18 protein-coding genes, 1 tRNA gene and 1 riboswitch are annotated in these 20,650 nt (G+C 69.9%); of the genes, 9 read left to right on the top strand and 10 right to left on the bottom strand.

Annotation, left to right across the window (positions count from 1 at the left end):
- The first annotated feature begins 19 nt into the window (after window positions 1–19).
- Both WFH23_RS13765 and WFH23_RS13760 read left to right on the top strand, forming a co-directional pair.
- On the top strand, window positions 20–1,306 hold the full coding sequence (locus WFH23_RS13765; RefSeq protein WP_090152914.1) for an adenylosuccinate synthase: 1,287 nt from the start codon (window positions 20–22) through the stop codon (window positions 1,304–1,306).
- Between the two features lie 12 nt (window positions 1,307–1,318).
- Window positions 1,319–1,621: a chorismate mutase gene (locus WFH23_RS13760; protein WP_090152909.1), complete on the top strand. Its 303-nt coding sequence runs from the start codon at window positions 1,319–1,321 to the stop codon at window positions 1,619–1,621.
- Between the two features lie 74 nt (window positions 1,622–1,695).
- On the opposite strand, the gene fdhA is transcribed toward WFH23_RS13760, so the two are convergent.
- Window positions 1,696–2,907: a formaldehyde dehydrogenase, glutathione-independent gene (gene fdhA / locus WFH23_RS13755; RefSeq protein ID WP_200331989.1), complete on the bottom strand. Its 1,212-nt coding sequence runs from the start codon at window positions 2,905–2,907 to the stop codon at window positions 1,696–1,698.
- A 213-nt stretch (window positions 2,908–3,120) separates the two neighbouring features.
- Between fdhA and WFH23_RS13750 the strand changes: the two genes are divergently transcribed.
- Complete coding sequence (locus tag WFH23_RS13750; RefSeq protein WP_336662949.1) at window positions 3,121–4,053, top strand: helix-turn-helix domain-containing protein; 933 nt, start codon at window positions 3,121–3,123, stop codon at window positions 4,051–4,053.
- A 54-nt stretch (window positions 4,054–4,107) separates the two neighbouring features.
- On the top strand, window positions 4,108–5,157 hold the full coding sequence (locus tag WFH23_RS13745; protein WP_336662948.1) for an Rv2578c family radical SAM protein: 1,050 nt from the start codon (window positions 4,108–4,110) through the stop codon (window positions 5,155–5,157).
- Here WFH23_RS13745 and WFH23_RS13740 read toward each other — a convergent pair.
- Window positions 5,154–6,101: a 3-methyladenine DNA glycosylase gene (locus tag WFH23_RS13740; protein WP_336662947.1), complete on the bottom strand. Its 948-nt coding sequence runs from the start codon at window positions 6,099–6,101 to the stop codon at window positions 5,154–5,156. The two genes, WFH23_RS13745 and WFH23_RS13740, sit on opposite strands and share 4 nt — an antisense overlap.
- A gap of 110 nt (window positions 6,102–6,211) precedes the next feature.
- Window positions 6,212–6,592, bottom strand: a complete 381-nt coding sequence (locus WFH23_RS13735) for an RNA-binding S4 domain-containing protein (RefSeq protein ID WP_090152888.1) — start codon at window positions 6,590–6,592, stop codon at window positions 6,212–6,214.
- Window positions 6,593–6,644: 52 nt separating this feature from the next.
- On the opposite strand from WFH23_RS13735, the gene WFH23_RS13730 reads away from it, so the two are divergent.
- From WFH23_RS13730 to WFH23_RS13715, 4 genes are all read left to right on the top strand, one after another.
- Window positions 6,645–7,268 (top strand): YigZ family protein, encoded by a 624-nt coding sequence (locus WFH23_RS13730; protein WP_090152886.1) that lies wholly within the window; start codon window positions 6,645–6,647, stop codon window positions 7,266–7,268.
- Between the two features lie 294 nt (window positions 7,269–7,562).
- A complete protein-coding gene (locus WFH23_RS13725; protein ID WP_090153052.1) occupies window positions 7,563–8,732 on the top strand; it encodes a DNA polymerase III subunit delta' in 1,170 nt (389 codons plus the stop codon).
- Entirely contained in the window at window positions 8,729–10,330 is a 1,602-nt protein-coding gene (locus WFH23_RS13720; protein WP_336662946.1) for an alpha/beta hydrolase, read from the top strand. The genes WFH23_RS13725 and WFH23_RS13720 overlap by 4 nt, the downstream gene beginning before the upstream one ends.
- 71 nt (window positions 10,331–10,401) lie before the next feature.
- Window positions 10,402–10,476: transfer RNA gene (locus WFH23_RS13715), tRNA-Thr, on the top strand.
- 47 nt (window positions 10,477–10,523) lie between these two features.
- On the opposite strand, the gene WFH23_RS13710 is transcribed toward WFH23_RS13715, so the two are convergent.
- On the bottom strand, window positions 10,524–11,132 hold the full coding sequence (locus WFH23_RS13710) for an SOS response-associated peptidase family protein (protein WP_336662945.1): 609 nt from the start codon (window positions 11,130–11,132) through the stop codon (window positions 10,524–10,526).
- 40 nt (window positions 11,133–11,172) lie between these two features.
- On the opposite strand from WFH23_RS13710, the gene WFH23_RS13705 reads away from it, so the two are divergent.
- Window positions 11,173–12,300 carry an acyltransferase family protein gene (locus tag WFH23_RS13705; protein WP_336662944.1) on the top strand — a complete coding sequence of 376 codons (1,128 nt, stop codon included), beginning with the start codon at window positions 11,173–11,175 and terminating at the stop codon, window positions 12,298–12,300.
- Window positions 12,301–12,321: 21 nt separating this feature from the next.
- Here WFH23_RS13705 and WFH23_RS13700 read toward each other — a convergent pair whose 3' ends face one another.
- The 6 genes from WFH23_RS13700 to WFH23_RS13675 all read right to left on the bottom strand — a co-directional run bounded on the left by WFH23_RS13700 (window position 12,322) and on the right by WFH23_RS13675 (window position 20,649).
- On the bottom strand, window positions 12,322–14,295 hold the full coding sequence (locus tag WFH23_RS13700) for an ABC transporter ATP-binding protein (RefSeq protein ID WP_336662943.1): 1,974 nt from the start codon (window positions 14,293–14,295) through the stop codon (window positions 12,322–12,324).
- Window positions 14,296–14,474: 179 nt separating this feature from the next.
- On the bottom strand, window positions 14,475–14,963 hold the full coding sequence (gene ribH, locus WFH23_RS13695) for a 6,7-dimethyl-8-ribityllumazine synthase (protein WP_090152869.1): 489 nt from the start codon (window positions 14,961–14,963) through the stop codon (window positions 14,475–14,477).
- Window positions 14,964–15,023: 60 nt separating this feature from the next.
- A complete protein-coding gene (gene ribA, locus WFH23_RS13690) occupies window positions 15,024–16,334 on the bottom strand; it encodes a GTP cyclohydrolase II (RefSeq protein WP_090152864.1) in 1,311 nt (436 codons plus the stop codon).
- The gene (locus tag WFH23_RS13685; protein WP_090152861.1) at window positions 16,331–16,996 is read right to left on the bottom strand and encodes a riboflavin synthase; all 666 of its coding nucleotides are present in this window, start codon (window positions 16,994–16,996) and stop codon (window positions 16,331–16,333) included. The genes ribA and WFH23_RS13685 overlap by 4 nt, the downstream gene beginning before the upstream one ends.
- On the bottom strand, window positions 16,996–18,156 hold the full coding sequence (gene ribD / locus WFH23_RS13680; protein ID WP_336662942.1) for a bifunctional diaminohydroxyphosphoribosylaminopyrimidine deaminase/5-amino-6-(5-phosphoribosylamino)uracil reductase RibD: 1,161 nt from the start codon (window positions 18,154–18,156) through the stop codon (window positions 16,996–16,998). The genes WFH23_RS13685 and ribD overlap by 1 nt, the downstream gene beginning before the upstream one ends.
- Before the next feature lie 59 nt (window positions 18,157–18,215).
- A riboswitch (FMN riboswitch) is annotated at window positions 18,216–18,356 on the bottom strand.
- Between the two features lie 136 nt (window positions 18,357–18,492).
- A complete protein-coding gene (locus WFH23_RS13675) occupies window positions 18,493–20,649 on the bottom strand; it encodes a bifunctional lysylphosphatidylglycerol flippase/synthetase MprF (protein WP_336662941.1) in 2,157 nt (718 codons plus the stop codon).
- Between the last annotated feature and the right edge of the window lies 1 nt (window position 20,650).

The following is a 20,650-nucleotide window of genomic DNA, read 5'->3' as shown; positions in this document are numbered from 1 at the left end:
GCCGAAGGAAGGGGCTGAAATGCCCGCAGTGCTCATCACCGGTGCCCAGTGGGGCGACGAGGGGAAGGGTCGGGCCACCGACCTCCTCGGCAGCCGCGTCGACTACGTCGTCAAGTTCAACGGCGGCAACAACGCCGGCCACACCGTCGTCGTCGGGGCGGAGAAGTACGCGCTCCACCTGCTCCCGTCAGGGATTCTGACCCCCGGCGTGACCCCGGTGATCTCGAACGGCGTCGTCGTCGACCTCGAAGTGCTCCGCGGTGAACTCGAAGCGCTCGGCGGCCGCGGCGTCGATGTCTCGCGGCTCAAGGTCAGCGCGAACGCCCACGTCATCACGGCGTACCACCGCACGCTCGACAAGGTGACGGAGCGCTTCCTCGGAAAGCGTCAGATCGGCACGACGGGTCGCGGCATCGGTCCCGCGTACGCCGACAAGATCAACCGTGTCGGCATCCGCATCCAAGACATCTTCGACGAGGGCATTCTGCGGCAGAAGGTCGAGGCCGCGCTCGAGTTCAAGAACCAGGTGCTCGTCAAGATCTACAACCGCCGCGCCATCTCCGCCGACGAGGTCGTCGAAGACCTGCTCAGCTATCGCGAGATGCTCGAGCCGATGGTGTGCGACACGGCGCTGCTGCTGCACGAGGCGATGCAGGACGACAAGACGGTGCTGTTCGAAGCCGGACAGGCGACCATGCTCGACATCGACCACGGCACCTACCCGTTCGTCACCTCCTCGAATGCGACGGCCGGCGGCGCGAGCACCGGTTCGGGGCTGCCGCCGCACGCGCTCGACCGCGTGATCTCCGTCGTCAAGGCGTACACCACGCGCGTGGGCGCCGGACCCTTCCCGACCGAACTGTTCGACGAGTCCGGCGACTACCTGCGCAAGCAGGGGTTCGAGTTCGGCACCACCACTGGGCGGCCGCGCCGCTGCGGCTGGTACGACGCGCCCATGGCCCGCTATGCCGCACGCATCAACGGCGTCACCGACTTCGTGCTGACGAAGCTCGACGTGCTCTCCGGCCTCAAGACGATCCCGGTCTGCGTGGCCTACGACGTCAACGGCGTGCGGCACGACGAGATGCCGGTGAACCAGAGCGACTTCCACCACGCGAAGCCCGTGTACGAGGAGTTCCCGGGCTGGAACGAGGACATCTCGGGCGCCCGTCGCTTCGAGGATCTGCCGAAGAACGCCCAGGACTACATCATCGCGCTCGAGGGCATGAGCGGATCGCGCATCTCGGCCGTCGGCGTCGGCCCCGAGCGCGAGCAGGTCGTGGTGCTGCACGACCTCCTCGGATAGGCGGAGGACCGCGTGAGCGAGCCGACCCCCCTCGAACGCCTCGAACGGCTGCGATCGAGCATCGACAACATCGATGCGGCGCTGGTGCACATGCTCGCCGAACGATTCCGCTGCACGCAGGAGGTCGGGCAGTTGAAGGCGGAGCACGACATGCCGGCCGCCGATCCCTCGCGGGAATCGCGTCAGATCGACCGGCTCAAAGGGCTCGCCGTCGACGCGCACCTCGACCCGGAGTTCGCCGAGAAGTGGTTCAACTTCGTCGTCGCCGAGGTGATTCAGCACCACACGCAGATCGCCGACGAGCACAACGCGTAAGTCGGCCCCGACGCAGTGATGCGCGGTGCACGCCGATGAGAACGCGCACCGCGCATCACTGACGCCGCTCGGGGTTACGACACCATGCCGTGCGGATCGATCACGAACTTCTGCGCGGCGCCCGCGTCGAACTGGGCGTAGCCCTCGGCCGCCTGGTCGAGGCTGATGGTCGTCGCTCCGACCGCCTGGGCGATGTGCGCGCGGTCGGCGAGGATCAGGTTCATCAGCTGCCGGTTGTACTTCTTCACCGGGCACTGGCCCGTCACGAGGCGGTGCGACTTCGCCCAGCCGAGGCCGAGGCGCACGCCGATCTGCCCGTGCTTCGCCGCCTCGTCGACGGCTCCGGGGTCGCCCGTGACGTAGAGCCCCGGAATGCCGAGCGATGCGCCGGCTCTGGCGACGCTCATGACGTCGTTGAGCACAGTCGCCGGAGCCTCTGCCGCATCATGACCGTGCCCTCGCGCCTCGAACCCGACGGCGTCGACGGCGGCGTCCACCTCGGGCTCGCCCACGATGTCGGCGATGATGTCGGCGAGTGCGTCGCCCTTCGAGAGGTCTGCCGCGGCGCAGCCGAAGCTCTCGGCCTGCCGCAGGCGGTCGGCGTTCATGTCGCCGACGATGACCGTCGCGGCGCCGAGCAGTTGCGCGGAGTACGCCGCCGCGAGGCCGACCGGCCCGGCACCCGCCACGTAGACGGTCGATCCGGTGGTGACGCCAGCCGAGACCGCGCCGTGGTACCCGGTCGGGAAGATGTCGGAGAGCATCGTGAGGTCGAGGATCTTCTCCAGAGCCTCATCGCGGTCGGGGAACTTCAGAAGATTGAAGTCGGCGTAAGGGATCATGACGTACTCGGCCTGACCGCCGAGCCAGCCGCCCATGTCGACGTACCCGTAGGCTGCGCCCGCACGCGCGGGGTTCACGTTCAGGCAGATCCCGGTCTGGCCCTCGTTGCACATGCGACAGCGGCCGCAGGCGATGTTGAACGGCACGGAGCAGATGTCGCCGACGCTGTGGAAGAGCACGTCGTCGCCGACCTCGACGACCTCGCCCGTGATCTCGTGCCCGAGCGTCTGGCCGACGGGCGCTGTGGTGCGGCCGCGCACCATGTGCTGATCGCTCCCGCAGATGTTGGTCGTGACGAGCTTGAGAATCACGGCGTGCGGGGCGGATCGCTTGATCCCGAGCCCCTCAGCGACTTCTTGCGGCAGCTCCAGCGTCGGGTAGTCGAAGTTCTCGACCGCCACTTCGCCCGGGCCCTTGTAGACGACGATCCTGTTGCCTGACATGGCGACTCCATTCTGACGAGGCGCTGCGTTGCGCCGCTGCGTACCGTGTAGCATCACCGGTAACACCACGGTATGGCACCGAATGCCCGTCGGCATGTGCCGCCTCTGCAGGAGCATTGGCAGTATCTGCGCGAGTGAGCGGCGCTGATCGGGTGCGTGATGGCGGATTGCAGCAAAGCAGTGTCGAAGCGCCGGGGGATGCCAATGGAGCCGATGAGCGTGCACGGGATCGAAGCGTGGCAGCGCCTGGCCAGTCGCATGTTCGTCCCGCTCCGCTGCCGTGCGGATGGGTCCCGTTTCTCGGCCCGGATCGCCCAGCGCCGCATCTCTCCGTCGATGTGGGTGAGTCGCGTGGCGTTCGACGCGCACGAGGCCGAGCGTCCGCGCGCCCTCGTCGACGCCGACGCCACCGATCACCTGCTCGTGATGATGCAGCTGCGCGGATCCTGGACGCTGACGCAGCGCGGCCGCGGCGCGCGGCTCGGCGCCGGTGCGCTGGCGTTCGTCGATGCCGGGGAGCCGTATCGCATGTCGGTGCCGACGCAGGGGCAGGATCTCATCGTGCTGCAGCTGACCCGGGAGTCGCTGGGGCTTTCCGACCGCGCGATCGGCAGTTCGGTCGCGCGGTTGATGGAGTCTTCGGTACCGGGCCAGGCGGCCCTGCGCGCGCTGCTGTTCAGCCTGCAATCGCGGCAGCTCTCGCTCGACGCCCACTCGGGGGCGGGTATCGCGCGGGCCGTGAGCGACACGCTCGCTGTCGTGATGCGAGCCCTCGCGCAGGAGGGGGCGCCCGATGAGGATCGCCGGGCGCGCCTCGCGGTGCTGCAGCGCTGGCTGCGAGAGCACTGCGGTGATCCCGGTGTCACCGTCGACCGCCTGGCGGCGCATCACTTCCTCTCGGTGCGTCAGGTGCACGCGCTCTTCGCCGAAGCGGAGGACTCGCCGGCGGCGTACCTGCGGCGCGTTCGCTTGAGTCGTGCGACGGAGCTGCTCGATGAGCGGGTTCGCAGCGGCATGACGGTGCGCGCGATCGCCGGAGAATCGGGGTACTCCGACTCCGCGACGTTCATCCGGGCGTTCACGCGCAGCTACGGCTGCTCGCCGACGCAGTGGCGCCGCGGCGTGGCGGGCGAGTCGCACGAATAGCCATCGGCTGGCGATTCACTTGCAATCCATTCGAACATATGTTCGAATATTCGCATGAGGTGGAGTGGGCAATCGGTTGCGGCACCCGAGGATGGGGCGCTGGCCGGTCTGTCGATGTCTCAGGTGGCCGCAGTCCCCGGGCACCTCCGCACCGTGCGATCACCGGAATACGCTGGCATGGCGTTCCATGAAGTGCTCGCGAAGAGCGCGCTGAATCGTGTGCCGGGCGAATCGTCGATGCCGTTCTCCTGGACCATCAACCCGTACCGGGGGTGCTCGCACGCGTGCGTGTACTGCTTCGCCCGCGGCTCGCATCGGTATCTCGATTTCGACACCGGCAAAGACTTCGACGCGCAGATCGTCGTGAAGGTGAACGTGGCCGAGGTGCTGGGGCGCGAGCTGGCGAGGCCCGGATGGGGGCGCGAGTGCGTCGCGCTCGGCACCAACACCGACCCGTACCAGCGGGCCGAGGGGCGGTACCGTCTCATGCCCGGCATCATCTCAGCGCTCGCCGCGAGTGGCACGCCCATGTCGATCCTGACGAAGGGCACGTTGCTTCGGCGGGACCTGCCGATGCTGGTCGACGCCAGTGAACGGGTGCCCGTCGAGCTGGCGATGTCGATCGCCGTCGGCGACCACGAACTGCAGCAGTCGATCGAACCGGGCACTCCGACCACTCGCGCGCGGCTCGACACGATCGCGGCCGCCCGGGACGCGGGCCTCGCGGCCGACGTCTTCATCATGCCCGTGCTCCCCGGTCTGACGGATGGACCGGACCAGCTCGAGCGCTTGATCAGAGACATTCGCGATGCCGGGGCGCGATCCGTCGTCTACGGAGCACTGCACTTGAGATCGCACGTGAAGCCGTGGTTTCTCGAATGGCTCGAACGGGAGCACCGCGAGCTGCTGCCGCTCTACCGATCGTTGTACCCGGGCGCATCGAGCCGGGCGCCGCAGGCGTACCGCGTGGAACTCGCCGCACGCATCAGGCCGCTCATCTCGAGATACGGCCTCGAGCGCACGGGCACTTCGCGCACGCGCACGCTCGCGCAGAACGCGGCGGCGGAGGCGACCCCCGGCGTGCCCGCGCCCACACTCTTCTAACGCTGCGCATCGGGCGCGACGGCGGCGCGAGCCGCCGCGATCGCGTCGAGCACACGTCGACGCAGCGCATCGCCGCGTTCGGCGAAGCCGCGCTGGAGGTGCGCGTACTCGCGCTTCCCCGCTGCGGTTTCGATCGCCACCGCGGCGAGCGGCCGTCCGTCGACGCCCGCGTACGCGCTCACATCGTAGGGGGAGGCTCGCATGTCGACTTCGCGAATATCGCGGGCCAGCACGAAGGCGTCGAGCAGTACCTCGCCTGGGACGATGGGCCCGAGCTTCGCCGTCCACTTGTACACGTCCATGCCGGCGTGCAGGCAGCCTGACTGCTCGGTCTCCGGCTGCGTCTCGCGCGTCGGGCGCATCGTGTTGAGCGGCGCCGCATCGGGGGTGAAGAAGCGGTACGCGTCGAAATGGGAGCACCTGATCGGGTGCGTCTCGACGACGTGGTCGGTCGCCGCGTGCCCGATGCGGAGGGGGAGCGAGGTGTGCCGCAGTTGCTCGGGCGACATGCGGTAGACCATCGCCCACTCGTGCAAGCCGAAGCATCCGAAGCGCGGCGGCCGGGAGAGCGTCTCGCTCAGCAGCCGCTCCACGTAATCGACCGTGCCGCCGCGGCGCGCGAAGAACGCACCCACATCAACCTCGGCAGCGCTGACGCGACGGTCGGCGTTGCCAGCACTGATCGGATCCGTGCCGACCGCGCGGTAGTACTTCCACGTCGCGCGATCGTGCGCCTCAGCGAGCCGCACCCCGGCGCCGGGATGCCACTTCGCGAGCTCAGACGGCTTCACGGAGTAGTAGGTCCAGAGGAAATCCTCGACCGGGTGACGCTCGTGCCGGAGCCGGCGGTCGAGGTGTGCGGCGGTGAGTGCGCGGGCCCGGCTCGCATGGGATTCCGCATGCGCACACCACTCGGATGACGCGAGAACAACGGGAGCCGGCACCCAGCGAGTGTAACGCTCGGAACCCGCACGCTTATGATCCTGCTGCTCACCGGGGCGGGAGCGCTGCTGATCGTGCGACGACGACGTGAGGCGGAATCGGTGGCGGCGGGCTAGCCCTCGCCGTCGCGGCCCCGCAGCCGGTCGATGTCGCGCCGTTCGCGCTTCGTCGGCCGGCCGGCGCCGCGATCGCGCACGATCTCAGCCGGCCGCTCCACTCGGGGGAGCGGAGGAGGCGTGAGGTCTTCGAAGTGCTTCGCCGCCTCATCAGCGCTTCCGCGGCGCACCGGGAGGCCGGTGACGCGGTAGACCTTGTCGAAACCGTGCTGACGCACGCGCACCTCGTCTCCGAGCCGCACCGCCTGCGACGCCTTCGCTGTCGCGCCGTTCACCCGGACGTGGCCGGCGCGGCACGCAGTCGTGGCCTGGCTCCGAGTCTTCGCGAGGCGCACGCCCCAGACCCACGTGTCTACCCGTACGCTTTCACCGCCCATAGACTCGATGGTAGTCGGGGCGGGAGCGAGGCCCCTGGTCGGAGCGAGGGCGATGGAATACGAGACGATCGCGGCCCCGGTGGACGCCGAGCAGGAGATCTCCCGCTCACGATTTCTCGTGCGGCTCGAGCGCGTGGAGGACGAGCACGCGGCGCGCGCGGTGATCGCCCGCGTGCGCGCAGAGCACCCGCGCGCACGGCACCACTGCTCCGCGTTCGTGCTCGGGCCGGACGGGCGGGTGCAGCGCTCGAACGACGACGGCGAGCCGAGCGGCACAGCTGGAGCCCCGATGCTCGACGCCCTGGTATCGGCCGGGCTCAGCGACGTGGTGGCCGTGGTCACGCGGTACTTCGGCGGCGTGCTGCTCGGCGCCGGAGGGCTGACGCGCGCCTACCGGTCGAGTGTCGCGATCGCGACGCAGCGGGCGCGCCGGCAACGACGGGCGATGCGGCGATCCGTTACCGTGAGCTGCGCGTACGACATCGCGCCGCAGATCGAGGCCGAGGCGCGTCGCCGGGGATGGGCGGTGGGAGCAGCGGAGTACACGGATCGGGTGCTGCAGCGAATCTCCGTCGCCGAGGAGGAGGTCGCCGTGCTGGCATCGCTCGCCGCGGAACTCAGCGCGGGAGCGGCTGCAGTGGAAGCGGGAACCGCCGAGTACGTCGATCTCCGCTGAGCGGGCACGAAAAAGCCCCCGAAATCCTGGGGGACAGGTTCGGGGGCGTGTCTCCCGTGCCATATGGGGAAACACGGCTCGGGAGCGTGGTCTGAACTCGGGGGAACGAATCTTCAACCACTGAAGAGCATATGCCCGGGGTGCGGTCTTCGGGAGGGCCCGACGCACTATTCACCCGCGGTTTCACCCTCGGCCGGGACGCGGGCGGTGCGGGTGCGGGACGGGTCGAGCGATTCGCATCGCCGAGGGGAGGTCACCCATCGCGGTGTCGGCGGGGCGCGATACGATTCCGGGGTGGAGTACTGGGCGGAGATCGTGGGTCAACCGGAGGCGGTGCGCACCCTCGACGCCGCCGCAGCCCTCGATACGACGCCGTCGCACGCGTGGCTCATCACGGGTCCTCCCGGTTCCGGTCGCTCGAATCTCGCGTTCCGCTTCGCCGCGGCCCTGATTGCGCGCGGGCAGGATCGCGACGCGGTCTTCGCCCAGGTGCGCGCCCGCACGCACCCCGATCTCGGCGTCCTCACGACGCAGAAGCTCCTCATCGACATCAAGGCCGCACGCGATATCGTCACGACGGCCCACTACTCCCCGGCTGCAGGCCGATACCGGGTCATCGTGATCGAAGACGCGGACCGGATGCCGGAGCGCACATCCAATGTGCTGCTGAAGGCCCTCGAGGAGCCGCCCGAGCGCACCGTCTGGATTCTCTGCGCGCCGAGCGAAGCCGACCTGCTCCCCACGATTCGCTCCCGCGCCCGATCGCTGCGCCTCGTGACGCCTGGCGCCGCCGACATCGCGCGACTGCTGCACGAGCGCGATGGCATCGATGCCCGAGTCGCGGAACGGGCGGCGCGGCTCGCGCAGAGCCACATCGGCATGGCCCGACGACTCGCGAGCGACGCGGACGCGCTGGCGCGCCGAGAGCGCACGATCGACGTCGCCCTCAGCGTTCAGACGCTGGGGGACGGCATGCGCGCCGCGGCGACGCTCGTGAAGATCGCAGAGGCCGACGCTGCCGCGCTCACCGAGACCCTGGACCAGCGCGAGCGCGAAGACGCGTTGCGCAGCCTCGGCCTCCCCGCAGGGGCGGCGATCCCCCCGCAGATGCGCAGCCAGATCCGCGCGCTCGAAGAGGACCAGAAGCGCCGCGCGACGCGAAGCCTGCGCGACGGCATCGATCGGATCCTCACCGATCTGCTCTCGCTCTTCAGAGACGTGCTGCTCACCGCACTGCGCGCATCACCGGAGCTGATCAACCTCGAACGCGAGCCGGCGATCGCCGAACTCGCCGACCGATGGGGCGCGGAGCGCGCGCTCGCCGTCGTCGCCGCAGTGGAGGTCGCTCGGGAGCGCCTCGGGCGCGGCATCACGCCCGGGTTGGTGCTCGAAGCCCTCTTCGCCACCCAGAGCACCGCCGACATGCTCGTGCTCGGGGCGTCGGAGAACGGAGCGCTTCGATGAACCGCCCGTTGCGTCGCTTCGCGAATGATCGTGAGCGCGACTCGCGCTCGACCCGCGCCCGTCGCGTCCTCGGATTCGCCGCACTCGCCACCGTCGCGGCCCTCACCGTCACCGGCTGCGCACCGATCGCCGCACTCCTGCAGCAGGCGACGGCACCGGAGCCCGAGCTCCCCGCCCTCCCCGACGGCACCGTGGCCGGCTTCGGCGCGCAGCAACCCGAATGGGTCGGGTGCGAGGACGGCCTCGAATGCGCCGTCGTGCACGCCCCGCTCGATTGGAATCAGCCGTCGGGGGAGACCATTGTGCTCCGGCTCGTGAAACAGGAGGCGCTCGGGGGTGAAGCCGCCGGCACGCTCTTCGTGAACCCCGGCGGCCCCGGCGCCTCGGGCGTCGACTACCTCTCGGGCGGCGCCGACGGCGCCGTGCAGCCCGACGTGCAAGAGGCCTACGACGTCGTGGCGTGGGACCCGCGAGGGGTGGGGGCCTCGTCGCCGGTGACCTGTCTCGACGACGCCAGAATGGACGAGTACCTCTTCGGCGTCGACCCAGCCGAGGCCGACCTCGACGTCGGCAGCGACGCATGGATGGAGGCGGCGCTCGCGCACGAGCAGGCCTTCGGGGATGCCTGCCTCCAAGAGACCGGAGACCTGCTGGCGCACGTGAGCACGGCGGAGACCGTGCAAGACCTCGACATGCTGCGCGCGATCGTCGGCGATCCGAAGCTCAACTACCTGGGGTACTCCTACGGCACCTACATCGGTGCGCGCTACGCGGACGCCTATCCCGAGCGTGCGGGCCGCCTGGTGCTCGACGGTGCGATCGACCCCGCGGCCAGCCTCTCCGACGTCGTGCGCGAGCAGACACGCGGCTTCGAGACGGCGCTGCGCACCTACGTCGCCGATTGCATCTCGCGGCAGGACTGCCCCTTGAACGGACCCGTCGACGTGGGCATGGCGCAGATCAGCGCACTGCTCGACCAGGTGGACGCGAAACCCCTGACCGGGTCTGACGGCCGCTCCTTCACGGCATCGACGATGCTCACCGCGATCATCACTCCGCTCTACGCGCAGAGCAACTGGGGCTACCTCGACGAGCTCTTCTCGTCGGTGGCGCAGGGGGATCCAGACATCGGGCTCACGCTCGCAGACTTCTACTACGACCGGGAGAACGGGACGTATCGGAGCAACTCCACCGAGGCCTTCACTGCGATCAACTGCCTCGACTACCCGGCCGGAGACGTCGACCGCGATCAGATGCGCGCCGACGCCGCCGAGCTCGCCGAGATCGCGCCGACGATCGGACGGTTCCAAGGCTACGGCGACCTCGCCTGCGCGGCGTGGCCCGAGCAGCCGGCGGCGGAGCGCGGGCCCGTCACGGGCGCCGGCGCCGATCCGATTCTCGTCGTCGGAACCACCGGGGACCCCGCAACGCCGTATCGCTGGGCCGAGTCGCTCGCGGAGCAGCTCGAGAGCGGCGTGCTCGTGACCTACAACGGCGAGGGGCACACCGCCTACGGCGAGAGCGCCTGCATCAACGGCGTGATCGACGAGTACCTCCTCACCGGGGCGGTGCCGACCTCCGACCCGCAGTGCTCGTGAACGACGTGTGCGAACCGGGTGCCAGAACGTGCTAAAGTGATCTCTCGTGTGCGAGAGCGTTCTCGCACTCCGCCGACTTAGCTCAGGGGTAGAGCAGTTCCCTCGTAAAGAACAGGTCTCGGGTTCAAATCCCGAAGTCGGCTCCACAAGGCCCTCGCTCCGGCGGGGGCCTTCTGCGTGGGTCGCCGGCGCGTCATCGCCTCGTCAGCTCGCGCGAGATCCCGTCCGAAGCGTGCTGCACCTCTGAGACGAGTGCCGCGTCTCCCGGGCGCTCAGGATCCAGCCACTCGTCGTGCATCTCGCGGGGCAGCACGAGCGGCATGCGCGGCCAGACCTCCGCGGCCTCACCCACGGCGTCCCGCGTCACCATCGAATAGCTGATGAGCTCCGAGCCGTCTTCGAGCGTGACCGTCGACGTGAGTGCGGCGATCCCGAACGCCTCGTCACTCGGAAGACGGAAGCGCCCCTGTTTCTCGACGTACCAGGTCGCCGGCAGTATCGCACGGTGCTGAAACGGGCGCTTCCACGAACGCAGCAGCCGATCGTCGCGAGAGTTGAACGCCGAGAACTTCACCGGACCGCTCGCATCGAGCCAGAGCCACCACCAGGCGAGCTGCACGTGGCGCTCGCCCGACGCATCGGCGGTGATCACCGGATTCAGGTTGCGCGCGTTCTTGCCCGTGATCTTCGCGTTGCCCGACCGCTGCTCCAGCCACGCATCGATGAGCGCTGCACTGCCCGGTTCGCTGAGCGGCTCGAGATCGAGTGGGAGCGAGCCGCCGAGGCCGTAAGAAGCGCACATGCGGTCAGAATACGCCGGGCGGCGTCGCTAGGCTACAGAAATGAGTTCTCCGACGACGGCATCGGCGGCCCGACAGGCAGGGGCGCCCCGCGTCGCCTTCTGGGACAACGCCCGCTTCGCGCTCATCGCGCTCGTCGTCGTCGGCCATACGATCTCCACCGTTCGTCACGAAACGGCCCTCGCCTACGGCGTCTACACCTACCTCTACCTGTTCCACATGCCGGCGTTGATCCTGCTGAGCGGCTACTTCTCTCGCGCGAACGCCTCGTCGAAGACGATCCGCGCGACGGTGCAGCTCATCGTGGTCTGGGTGCTCTGGGAAGGGATCTGGGCGGTGATCGGATTCGCCGTCGTCGAGGAGACACCAGCCGAATCGTTCCTGATCTCGCCGTCGTGGACGCTCTGGTACCTCGTCAGCATCGTCACGATGCGGATCATGCTGCCGTACCTCGCCCAGCTGCGTCGCCCGCTGGTCGTGTCGGTCGCGATCGCGCTCGTCGGCGGTGTGATCCCGGTGATCGGCACCGAATTCTCTGCGGCCCGCACGCTCACGTTCCTCCCGTTCTTCGTCCTCGGCTGGCTCGCGAGAAACCGGGGATGGCTGAACGGCCAGTGGTTCGCGCTGCCCCACCGGTGGGTGCGCACCGTGTCGTGGGGCATCCTGGCGCTCGTCGCCGCGATCCTCATCGCAGTGCCCGGCCTGCGGTCGTGGTGGCGCGTCGATGATTGGCTGACCTGGCGCGACGGCTACGGCGCGCGCTTCTCCGAAGCGCCGATCGGTGATTGGGCGCCGCACCACTGGCTCGAAACCTCACTGGGGGGAGTCGCCGTCACCGCGGCGCTGTTCGTGATCGCGGCAGCGATGACGTTCGCGGTCCTCGGGGTGACCCCGCGTCGCCGGCTCGTCATCACCGACTGGGGCGCGCGCACCCTCTCCGTCTACCTCCTGCACGGGCCCATCGTCTGGGCGCTGCGCCAGACCGGGGTGATCGATACGATCGGCGGCCTCGGCGCGTCCGGCGTCGTGATCCTGATCGCCGGAGCCGTTTCGCTCGCGGCGGTGCTCGCTCTCGCGCCCGTCGAACGCGCCTTCCGCTGGATACTGACGCCGAATGTCGACTGGCTGTTCGGGAGCGCGCGTCAAGACGCTGATCGCGGCGGTCCCTGACGCCGCAGCTGCAGGCGTCGCTCAGCGATCTTCGGGCACGAGCAGCTGATGCTGCGCGAGCTCGCGATACAGCGGGGTGCTCGCGATGAGCTGTTCGTGCGTGCCCTCGCCGATGACGCGTCCCTCGTCGAGCACCACGATCTTGTCCGAGTCGACGACCGTCGACAGTCGATGCGCGATCACGACGAGGGTGCGCCCCGTCGAGACCGCGTCGAGCGCCTCCCGCATGAGGCGCTCGTTCACGCCGTCGAGGCTGGCGGTCGACTCGTCGAGCAGCAGGATCGGCGGAGCCGTGAGCAGGGCGCGCGCGATCGCGAGTCGCTGCTTCTCGCCGCCCGAGAGCATCACGCCGTTCTCGCCGACGGGCATGTCGAGCGCAGTGGCGAGCGCAGCACTCGCATCCCCCGTCTTCCACGCGCCTCCGCGCTCGAGCAGGCGGCCCAGGTTGACGGCGCGCAGCACGCGCTCACAAGCAGCGTCGCTCGCCTCGGGTGCAGCCAGCAGCAGGTTCTCGCGCAGCGTTCCCGCGAGCACGGGCGCATCCTGTTCGACGTACCCCATCTGGCGGCGCAGCTCGCCCCGATCGAGCGTGCGCACATCGGCGCCGTGCAGTGCGACGGTTCCCGCTTCGGGGTCGTAGAAGCGCTCGATCAACCCGAGGATCGTCGATTTGCCGGCACCTGAGGGGCCGACGAGAGCGACCCGCGATCCGCGGGGCACCGTGAAGCTCACCCCCCGCAGCACCTCGGTCTCGATGAGTGCAGCGGGAGCGGCCTCAGCGTCGCGGCGCGCACCTCGGCCTCCGCGCACGAGCTCGCGCGCGTCGGCGCGCTCAGGTGCGGCCGAACGGTAGGTGAAGCGCACATCGGCGAGTTCGATCGCGGGCGCACCGTCGTCGCGGACCTCGGCGAGCGGCACGAGACGGCCGAGCGGGGAACGGGCGGCGTCGCGCTCCGCCTCGGTCTCCAGGCTCGCGATCTCCTGGATGCGGCCGAGCGCTCCGAGTGCCTGGTTGACGGCCGAGATCGCCCCGAACGCTTGGGCGAGCGGCGTCACCATCAAGAACAGGAAGATGATGAACGTGACGAGCTGGGCGATGGTGATCGCTCCCGTGGCGACCCGGAACCCGCCGAGCCCGAGCACGATCAGGAACGAGAGCTGCAGCGCGAGGAATGACACGGGCACGATGAACGCCGAGATGCGAGCGACCTTGATGCCGAGCAGATACGCCTCGGTCGCGTCGCGCTCCGTCGCGGCCTGCTCGCGTTCGGCGGCCCCCGCCGCCCTGATGGTGCGGATCGACGAGATGGACCGGTCGACCTGCGCGGCGAGGTCGCCGACCTTCTCCTGCGCGCGAGCGACCGCCGGGCGGATCCGGGAGGAGACCGCGACGACCACCACGAGCGCGACGACGATTACGCTGAAGGTGATCCCGAACAGCGCCGGGTCGATCACGAGCATGCCGACGAGGGCGCCGACGAAGATGAGGATGCCGCTGGCCGCCTCGACGAGGCCCTGCGTCAGCACCGCGCGCAGCAGCGTCGTGTCGCTGCCGACGCGTGAGACGAGATCGCCGGTGCGGCGGCGATCGAACTGCGCGATCGGCAGATGGAGGATCTTGGCGATCAGGCGCTTCCGGCTCGTGAGCACCACGCCCTCGCCCATGCGCTGCAGTACGTAGTGCTGCAGGCCGCTGAGCACGGCACCGACCACGACGATCACGGAGAGCAGGCCGAGCAGGCCGGCCAGGGGCAGGCCCTCTTGGACGCGGGTGATGATCTGCCCGAGCAGGGGCGGCTGCACGAGCGAGGCGACCGCGGCGACGAGGCCGAGCACCAGGGCGACGACGAGCAGGCGGCGCTGCTCGAAGAGATAGGGGAGCAGCTCTCGCAACGAGGCCCGCGGCCCGCGGGGTGCGGCGGTGGTCGTCGCGCTGCCGGCCGATGCGGTGTCGTCTGCGGCGGAATGTTCTGCTGATGCTGCTGGCCGGGTCACCCGCCCAGCCTACGCCGTCGCGCTGATCGGCAGCGCCGAGCGACGCCCCCTTGCCTTGCGGACCGCCTCTCGCGAGCGGGGTCACTTTCGGAGCGTGTTGGACCCGTGCCCGGCCGCAACACCCTCCGAAAGTGACCCGGCTCGCAGAAAGTGGGTAGGGGAAGAGGGACGTGACGCGCCTACGCCGAGATGCGGCGGAGGGCGACCGCGAGGTGCAGTGCGGCCTCGGCGGCCTCGCGACCCTTCGACTCTGGAGCGCCCGGGCGGCCGGAACGGTCGAGCGCCTGCTGCTCCGTGTCGGTGGTCAGCACGCCGAACCCGATCGGCTTTCCCGCGTCGAGCTGCACGCGCGTCAAGCCGTCCGTGACCGCGGAGCTGATGTACTCGAAGTGCGGTGTGCCGCCGCGAATGACGATGCCCAGGCACACGGCAGCGTCGAACCCGCCGCCCCCCGCCTCACGAGGCGCCAGGGCGACCTGGGCCGCGAGCGGCAGCTCGAACCCGCCGGCCACGGTGAAGGTCTCGTGCTCGGCTCCGGCTGCCGAGATCGAATGCTGGGCGCCAGCGACGAGGTGCTCCATGATCTCGGCGTGCCAGCTGCCGGCGATGATGGCGACCCGCAGGCCGGTGGCGTCGACGGTGAGATCCGGGGCTCCGGCTCCGCTCATGATGTGCTCCTTCGAATCGGGGGTGTGGGTTGGGTTGGTGATCGAGCGCTGGATCGCCGCCTACTGGGCGTCCCGCACGTTCTCGGGCAGCTGATGGCCCATGCGGTCGCGCTTGACCGCGAGGTACGCGAGGTTCTCCTCCGTGACGCCGACGAGCAGCGGCACGCGCTCGGTCACGGCGATGCCGTGCGCTTCGAGCTGGGAGACCTTCTCGGGATTGTTCGTGAGGAGGCGTACCCGGTCGATGCCGAGGTCTGCGAGGATCTCCGCCGCAGCCGTGTAGTCGCGGGCGTCAGCGGGGAACCCGAGCTGCAGGTTGGCGTCGAGCGTGTCGACGCCCTGCTCCTGCAGCTGGTAGGCGCGCAGCTTGTTGGCCAGGCCGATGCCGCGACCCTCCTGCCCCCGCAGGTAGACGACCACGCCGCCGGTCTCGTGCACGCGGTCGAGCGAGGCGTCGAGCTGCGGGCCGCACTCGCACTTCAGGGAGCCGAACGCCTCGCCGGTGATGCACTCGGAGTGCACGCGCACGAGGGTCTCGCCCGAGGGCAGTGAGCCGTCGGGCAGCGGCGCGACGAGCGCGATGTGGTCGATGCCGGCTCGCCGGTCGCGGTAGGCCATTGCACGGAACTCGCCGTGCTCGGTCGGCAGCAGCGTGTCGGCGCGCAGGCTCACGCCGCGGCGTTGCTGCTGCACCGCGGGAGCGCCCTCGGGATCGTGGGCGTTGAGGTACGCGATGAGCTGCTCGATCGTGATGACTGGCACGCCCTCGCGGTTGCCGAGGGTGATGAGCTCCGGCAGGCGCATCATCTCGCCGTCGTCCGCGACGATCTCGGCGATGGCCGCGACCGGCCGCAGGCCCGCCAGCTGCATGAGCTCGACGCCGGCTTCGGTGTGCCCGTCGCGGGCGCGCACCCCGCCGTCGACCGCTCGCAACGGCAGGACGTGGCCGGGGCGGCGCACGTCGGTCGGCTTCGCCTCGGGGTTCGCGAGCGCGCGGAGCGTGGTGGCGCGGTCGCTCGCGCTGATGCCGGTGGTGACGCCGTTGGCCGCGTCGACGGTGACCGTGTACGCGGTGCCCCGCACGTCCTCGTTGCGTGAGACCATCATGGGTAGATCGAGCTCGTCGGCGATCGCGTTGGTCATGGGGGCGCAGAGGAGACCGGACGACCAGCGCACCGTCCACGCGATCCACTCGGAGCTCGCGAGCTCGGCCGAGATGATGATGTCGCCTTCGTTCTCGCGATCCTCGTTGTCGGCGACGATCACCGGCCGGCCGGCGCGGATCGCCTCGATGGCCGATTCGATCGTCGAGATCCCGGGGGTGCGGGGGGCTGCGGTGCGCGGGGTGGCCGCGGGGTCGGTGGTGCTCATGCGCGGGTTCCTTCGGTGTTCGGATGGGCTGATGCATCGGTGACGCCGAGGCGCAGCATGCGGGCGACGTGACGGGCGAGGATGTCGGTTTCGACGTTGACGCGGTCGCCGGGTTCGAGGTCCCCGAGGATCGTCGCGGTGAGCGTCTCGGGGATGAGGGAGACCTCGAACCACTGCTCCGGCTCCGATTCGGGGGCGATCGCCGAGACGGTGAGGGATACCCCGGAGAGCGTGACCGATCCCTTGTCGACGAGCAGGGGAGCGAGCGCTCGGTCGAGCGAGAACCGGAGCACCCGCCAGGCCTCGTGGGGCGTCGCGGAGATGAGGGTGGCGGTACCGTCGACGTGCCCCTGGACGATGTGGCCGCCGAGGCGGGTGTCGACGCGCACCGCGCGCTCCAGATTGACGCGGGCGCCGGCAGCGAGGTCGCCGATGGTCGACATCGCGATCGACTGGGCCATGACGTCGGCGGTGAAGGTGCCGCGGCCGTCCTCCGTGGTGCCGCGATCGATCACGGTGAGGCATACGCCCGACACTGCGATGGATGCGCCGTGGGCGGCGTCGCTCGTGACGAGCGGCCCGGCGATGACGAGTCGCAGTGAATCGTCGACGGGTTCGACCGAGACGACCTCGCCGATTTCTTCGATGAGTCCAGTGAACATCAGGATCCTTCCGTGGCGGAGCCGAGAGCTCGGGGGATGAGGGGCGCGGAGTGGAGTGCGGGGAGCGCGGCGGTCACGAGTACGTCGTCGCCGAGGGGCTCCAGACGAGCGTCGGCGAGGCGCTGGATGCCCGACATGCTCGGGATCCCGAGGTCGCCGATCGCCAGGCGCCCGCCTCCGAGCAGCGCGGGAGCGACGTACACGAGTACCTGGTCGGCGAGGCCCGCCGCGATGAGCGCGCTCGCCACCGCGGGTCCGCCCTCGACGAAGACGCTGCGCACGCCCCGCGCGGCGAGCGAGGCGAGGTCGGCGACGAGATCGGTGCCGCTGTAGTGCAGCGGCTCGGTCAGGTCGTTGGCTGCCAGCGCTGGGTGGGCGCGAACACGGGCGCCGTCCGGAATGGAACGGCGCCCGAGCACGACCGGAATCGGCTGCTCGACCGCGGGTACGAGCAGGTCGCCCGAGGCGGCACGGGCGGTGAGCGCCGGATCGTCGGCGAGGAGCGTGCCGGTGCCGACGAGGATCGCGTCGGCTGCCGCGCGTCGGCGATGCACGTCTGCGCGAGCCTCGGCTCCCGTGATCCACTGGCTCGACCCGTCGCTCGCGGCTGCGCGGCCGTCGAGGGTCTGCGCCCACTTGACGATGACCTGCGGGCGCGCGGAGGCGTCGGCGGGGGGACGTCGAGCCGCCGCACGCGGTGCGGCCGTGGGATCCTGCTTCGCGAGCCACGTGCGGAGCAACTCGCGAGCCTCTGAAGCGAGCACGTCGCCGTGCACCTCGACGCCTGCCGCGCGCAGCGTGTCAGCTCCGCCGGACGACTCCTGGCCCGGATCGGAGAGTGCGTACGCGACGGCCCCGACACCAGCGGCGATCAGCGCTGCGGCGCACGGGCCGGTGCGACCGGTGTGGTTGCAGGGCTCGAGGGTGACGACCGCGGTGAGTTCTCCTGCCCGATCGCGCCACTCGCCGGGGAGCCGGGAGATCGCGTCGACCTCCGCGTGCGGAGTGCCGGCGCCGCAGTGCCAGCCCTCGGCGACGATGCGGCCCGCCCGGTCGAGCAGTACGCAGCCGACCTGGGGATTCGGGGTGTCGGAGGGCCCGCGCCGTGCGATGGCGAAACCGCGGCGCATCCCATCCTCGATGAGGCTCTGCTCGAGCATCCCCGGTCCACCGTTTCACTCAGTGCCGGGTGCGCAAGGGTCCACGGACGTCCGTGACTCACGCGTTCCTCTCATCCGGACTCGAACGCACGAGGCGTCCATCACCGTCGGTACCGGAGTTCCACCGGTTCAACATCGCTGGAGCGACGCTCGCGGACTCTCACCGCCGGTTCGGAATCACACCGACCCCGGAACACGATCCTCATCGTAGTCGCCCGCACGGTCCAGCGCGCACTCGATGGCGGATATTTCGCCCGGGGCGCAACACTCCGCAACGCTCCGCAGTGTTCCGCGCCAGCTCTCAACAGCCTTCCGCGACGGGTTCGAGGAACGCGATCAGGATGCGCCGTGCGACGACATGCCGACCGCGGACGAGACGAGGTCGCGCAGCGACGCGTCCGGCAGATAGGCGCGCGTGAGTGCGATGCCGATGCGGGGCAGATCGCCCTCGTCGCGGTAGAGCAGGTACAGCGGCTCGGAGCGCGGGTTGAATTTCTGCTTGAAGCGGTGCAACGACTTGAACCCGTAGAGCGGCTCGATGAGCGCGCCCAGCTGGTCGAGCACCTGATCGACGGGCCCCGCCTGCGCGTCCTCGGGTCGCACCAGCGGCGCCCCTGAAAGCGAGACGAACTCGTAGCCCGCCTCCGAGAAATGCAGTGCCGACGAGGCGATGAGAAATTCCATGACCGGTCCGAAGCCGCCGTCGCGGCGTCGCATGAGGTCGAGCGTCCAGCCCACGATGCGCGGCTCGGTCTCGCCCGAGCCGTCGTCGCGCGCCGCCGCGGGCCCGTAGACCGGGAGCCACGAGGTGATCCCGTGCAGGTTGCCGCCCGCATCGACGGCGAGGCCGACGTAGACCGCCGGATCCAGCGCCTCTTCGACCGTGCCCAGTGTGAAGCGCATCTCGGGCAGGCCCTTGTCGCCGGTCCACTGCTCGGAGATCGCACGCACCTGCGCCAGTACGTTCCACGGCTGCTCAGCGAGACGCACCATGCGGAACGAGATATCCTCGCGGCCGGCGCGGTTGATGGCGGTGCGCACCGCGCCCCAGGCCTTGCCCGTGAACGCGAGCCCGGGCAGATCGACGATCGTGTCCTCGGCGACGATGACCGAACGCCACCCGTCGGGCTTCGCCGCGGCCGAGACCCCGCCGGCCGAGAACGCGCACGGTATGAGGCCGGCCTGCTGGGTGGCGTGCGCGAACTGCTCCAGGGCGTCGGCGTGGCCGCCCTCCGGGACGATCGGATCGCCGAGCATGATGGCGACCTCCGCGTGCGACTGGTAGGCGATCGCACCGGTGCCGCTCGCGATCCGCTGATTCGCCTCCCACGTCGACATCCAGGAGATCGTGCCTCCCCCGAAGCGCTCGAGCCGGTGCACGAGCTCGTCGCGAGTGAGCGCCGCTGCGGGCAGCACGCGTCGCGACTGGCGCAATCTGACGCGGAACGCACCTCGACCGATGACCAGGAAGACGAGGATCGCGGCCCAGAGCAACGCCGGAGCGAGCAGCAGCGCGAAGACCTGCCGCGGTGAATCCAGCGCTCCCGTGTCGACGAGCGCGGGGAGCAGAGCGAACCCGAGCGCCGCGGTCAGCAGGTTGAACCCGCCGAGCACGAGCGCGCCGATCCAGGCGACCCGGTAGCCCTTTCGGATGCCGTTCGCGACGAGCGCGATCACGATCACGTCGATCGCCACGTCGATCAGCGACGCCGTCGGGTGGTTCTCGCCCAGCGGCCCGTTGAAGGGGACGATGAGATCGAACACCTGAATGACGCCGACGGCGACCAGTCCGGAGAGCCCGATCAGGCGCCACTCGCGCTGGGTGGGGCGCCCCGCGGGGTGCCGGAAGGCCGGCAGCCATCCGCTCACCGCGAGGCCGGCGGTCATCGCGACGGCGTGCTCGAGATCGTAGAGCTCGCCGAGGTAGAGCACGGAGATGCCCACCCACAGCCCGATCGCGATGCGCGCGCGCAGGCGCCAGGGGGCGGGGAGCGTGGCGATGGCGAACACGAGGGCGGTGAACGCCGCGCACGACGGCCCGACATCGACGGATTCGGTGAGTCGTACGGCCCAGTGCCACCCGGTCGACGAGACGAGGAGGAGGATCCCGGCCGCGCCGAGCACTCCGACGATGTGGCCGCCGAGTGCGATCGCCACCGTCCGCAACGACCCGAATCGCCACTCGGCCCAGCCGAGCCCGCCTACGACGAGGGGGAGCAGCGTCAGGTAGACGAGCGGGTGATCGACGAAGAACGGAGATGTCAGCAGCGTCCACCAGCGACCGTCGGCGAACGACGGGATGCCCGTGGCGACCTGCGAATACCAGCTCTGCTCCGCGGTCGGTCTCCAGAGGGTCCCGGTGGCGAGCCCGACGGCCAGGAGAGCCACGATGAACGACGCGGTGAACGGCGTCCTGCGAAGCACGTGCCCCACGCGTGATCGAGTGCGTGCAACGGGCTCGTCGGCGCTCTTCGGCACCACGGGGGCAGTCATG

Origin of the sequence: Leucobacter sp. USHLN154 (genome assembly GCF_037145595.1) — a bacterium.
In the GTDB taxonomy this organism is placed as follows: Bacteria; Actinomycetota; Actinomycetes; order Actinomycetales; family Microbacteriaceae; genus Leucobacter; species Leucobacter alluvii.
Note: the sequence above shows the minus strand (reverse complement) of the source record. Positions and strands in the feature narration are given on the sequence as shown.

Bases quoted from the DNA above. Each gene is read 5' to 3' on its own strand.
- WFH23_RS13765 (WP_090152914.1), top strand. From the start codon at position 20: ATGCCCGCAGTGCTCATCACCGGTGCCCAGTGGGGCGACGAGGGGAAG.
- fdhA (WP_200331989.1), bottom strand. From the start codon at position 2,907: ATGTCAGGCAACAGGATCGTCGTCTACAAGGGCCCGGGCGAAGTGGCG.
- WFH23_RS13750 (WP_336662949.1), top strand. From the start codon at position 3,121: ATGAGCGTGCACGGGATCGAAGCGTGGCAGCGCCTGGCCAGTCGCATG.
- WFH23_RS13745 (WP_336662948.1), top strand. From the start codon at position 4,108: ATGAGGTGGAGTGGGCAATCGGTTGCGGCACCCGAGGATGGGGCGCTG.
- WFH23_RS13735 (WP_090152888.1), bottom strand. From the start codon at position 6,592: ATGGGCGGTGAAAGCGTACGGGTAGACACGTGGGTCTGGGGCGTGCGC.
- WFH23_RS13730 (WP_090152886.1), top strand. From the start codon at position 6,645: ATGGAATACGAGACGATCGCGGCCCCGGTGGACGCCGAGCAGGAGATC.
- WFH23_RS13720 (WP_336662946.1), top strand. From the start codon at position 8,729: ATGAACCGCCCGTTGCGTCGCTTCGCGAATGATCGTGAGCGCGACTCG.
- WFH23_RS13710 (WP_336662945.1), bottom strand. From the start codon at position 11,132: ATGTGCGCTTCTTACGGCCTCGGCGGCTCGCTCCCACTCGATCTCGAG.
- WFH23_RS13705 (WP_336662944.1), top strand. From the start codon at position 11,173: ATGAGTTCTCCGACGACGGCATCGGCGGCCCGACAGGCAGGGGCGCCC.
- ribH (WP_090152869.1), bottom strand. From the start codon at position 14,963: ATGAGCGGAGCCGGAGCCCCGGATCTCACCGTCGACGCCACCGGCCTG.
- ribA (WP_090152864.1), bottom strand. From the start codon at position 16,334: ATGAGCACCACCGACCCCGCGGCCACCCCGCGCACCGCAGCCCCCCGC.
- WFH23_RS13685 (WP_090152861.1), bottom strand. From the start codon at position 16,996: ATGTTCACTGGACTCATCGAAGAAATCGGCGAGGTCGTCTCGGTCGAA.
- ribD (WP_336662942.1), bottom strand. From the start codon at position 18,156: ATGCTCGAGCAGAGCCTCATCGAGGATGGGATGCGCCGCGGTTTCGCC.
- WFH23_RS13675 (WP_336662941.1), bottom strand. From the start codon at position 20,649: ATGACTGCCCCCGTGGTGCCGAAGAGCGCCGACGAGCCCGTTGCACGC.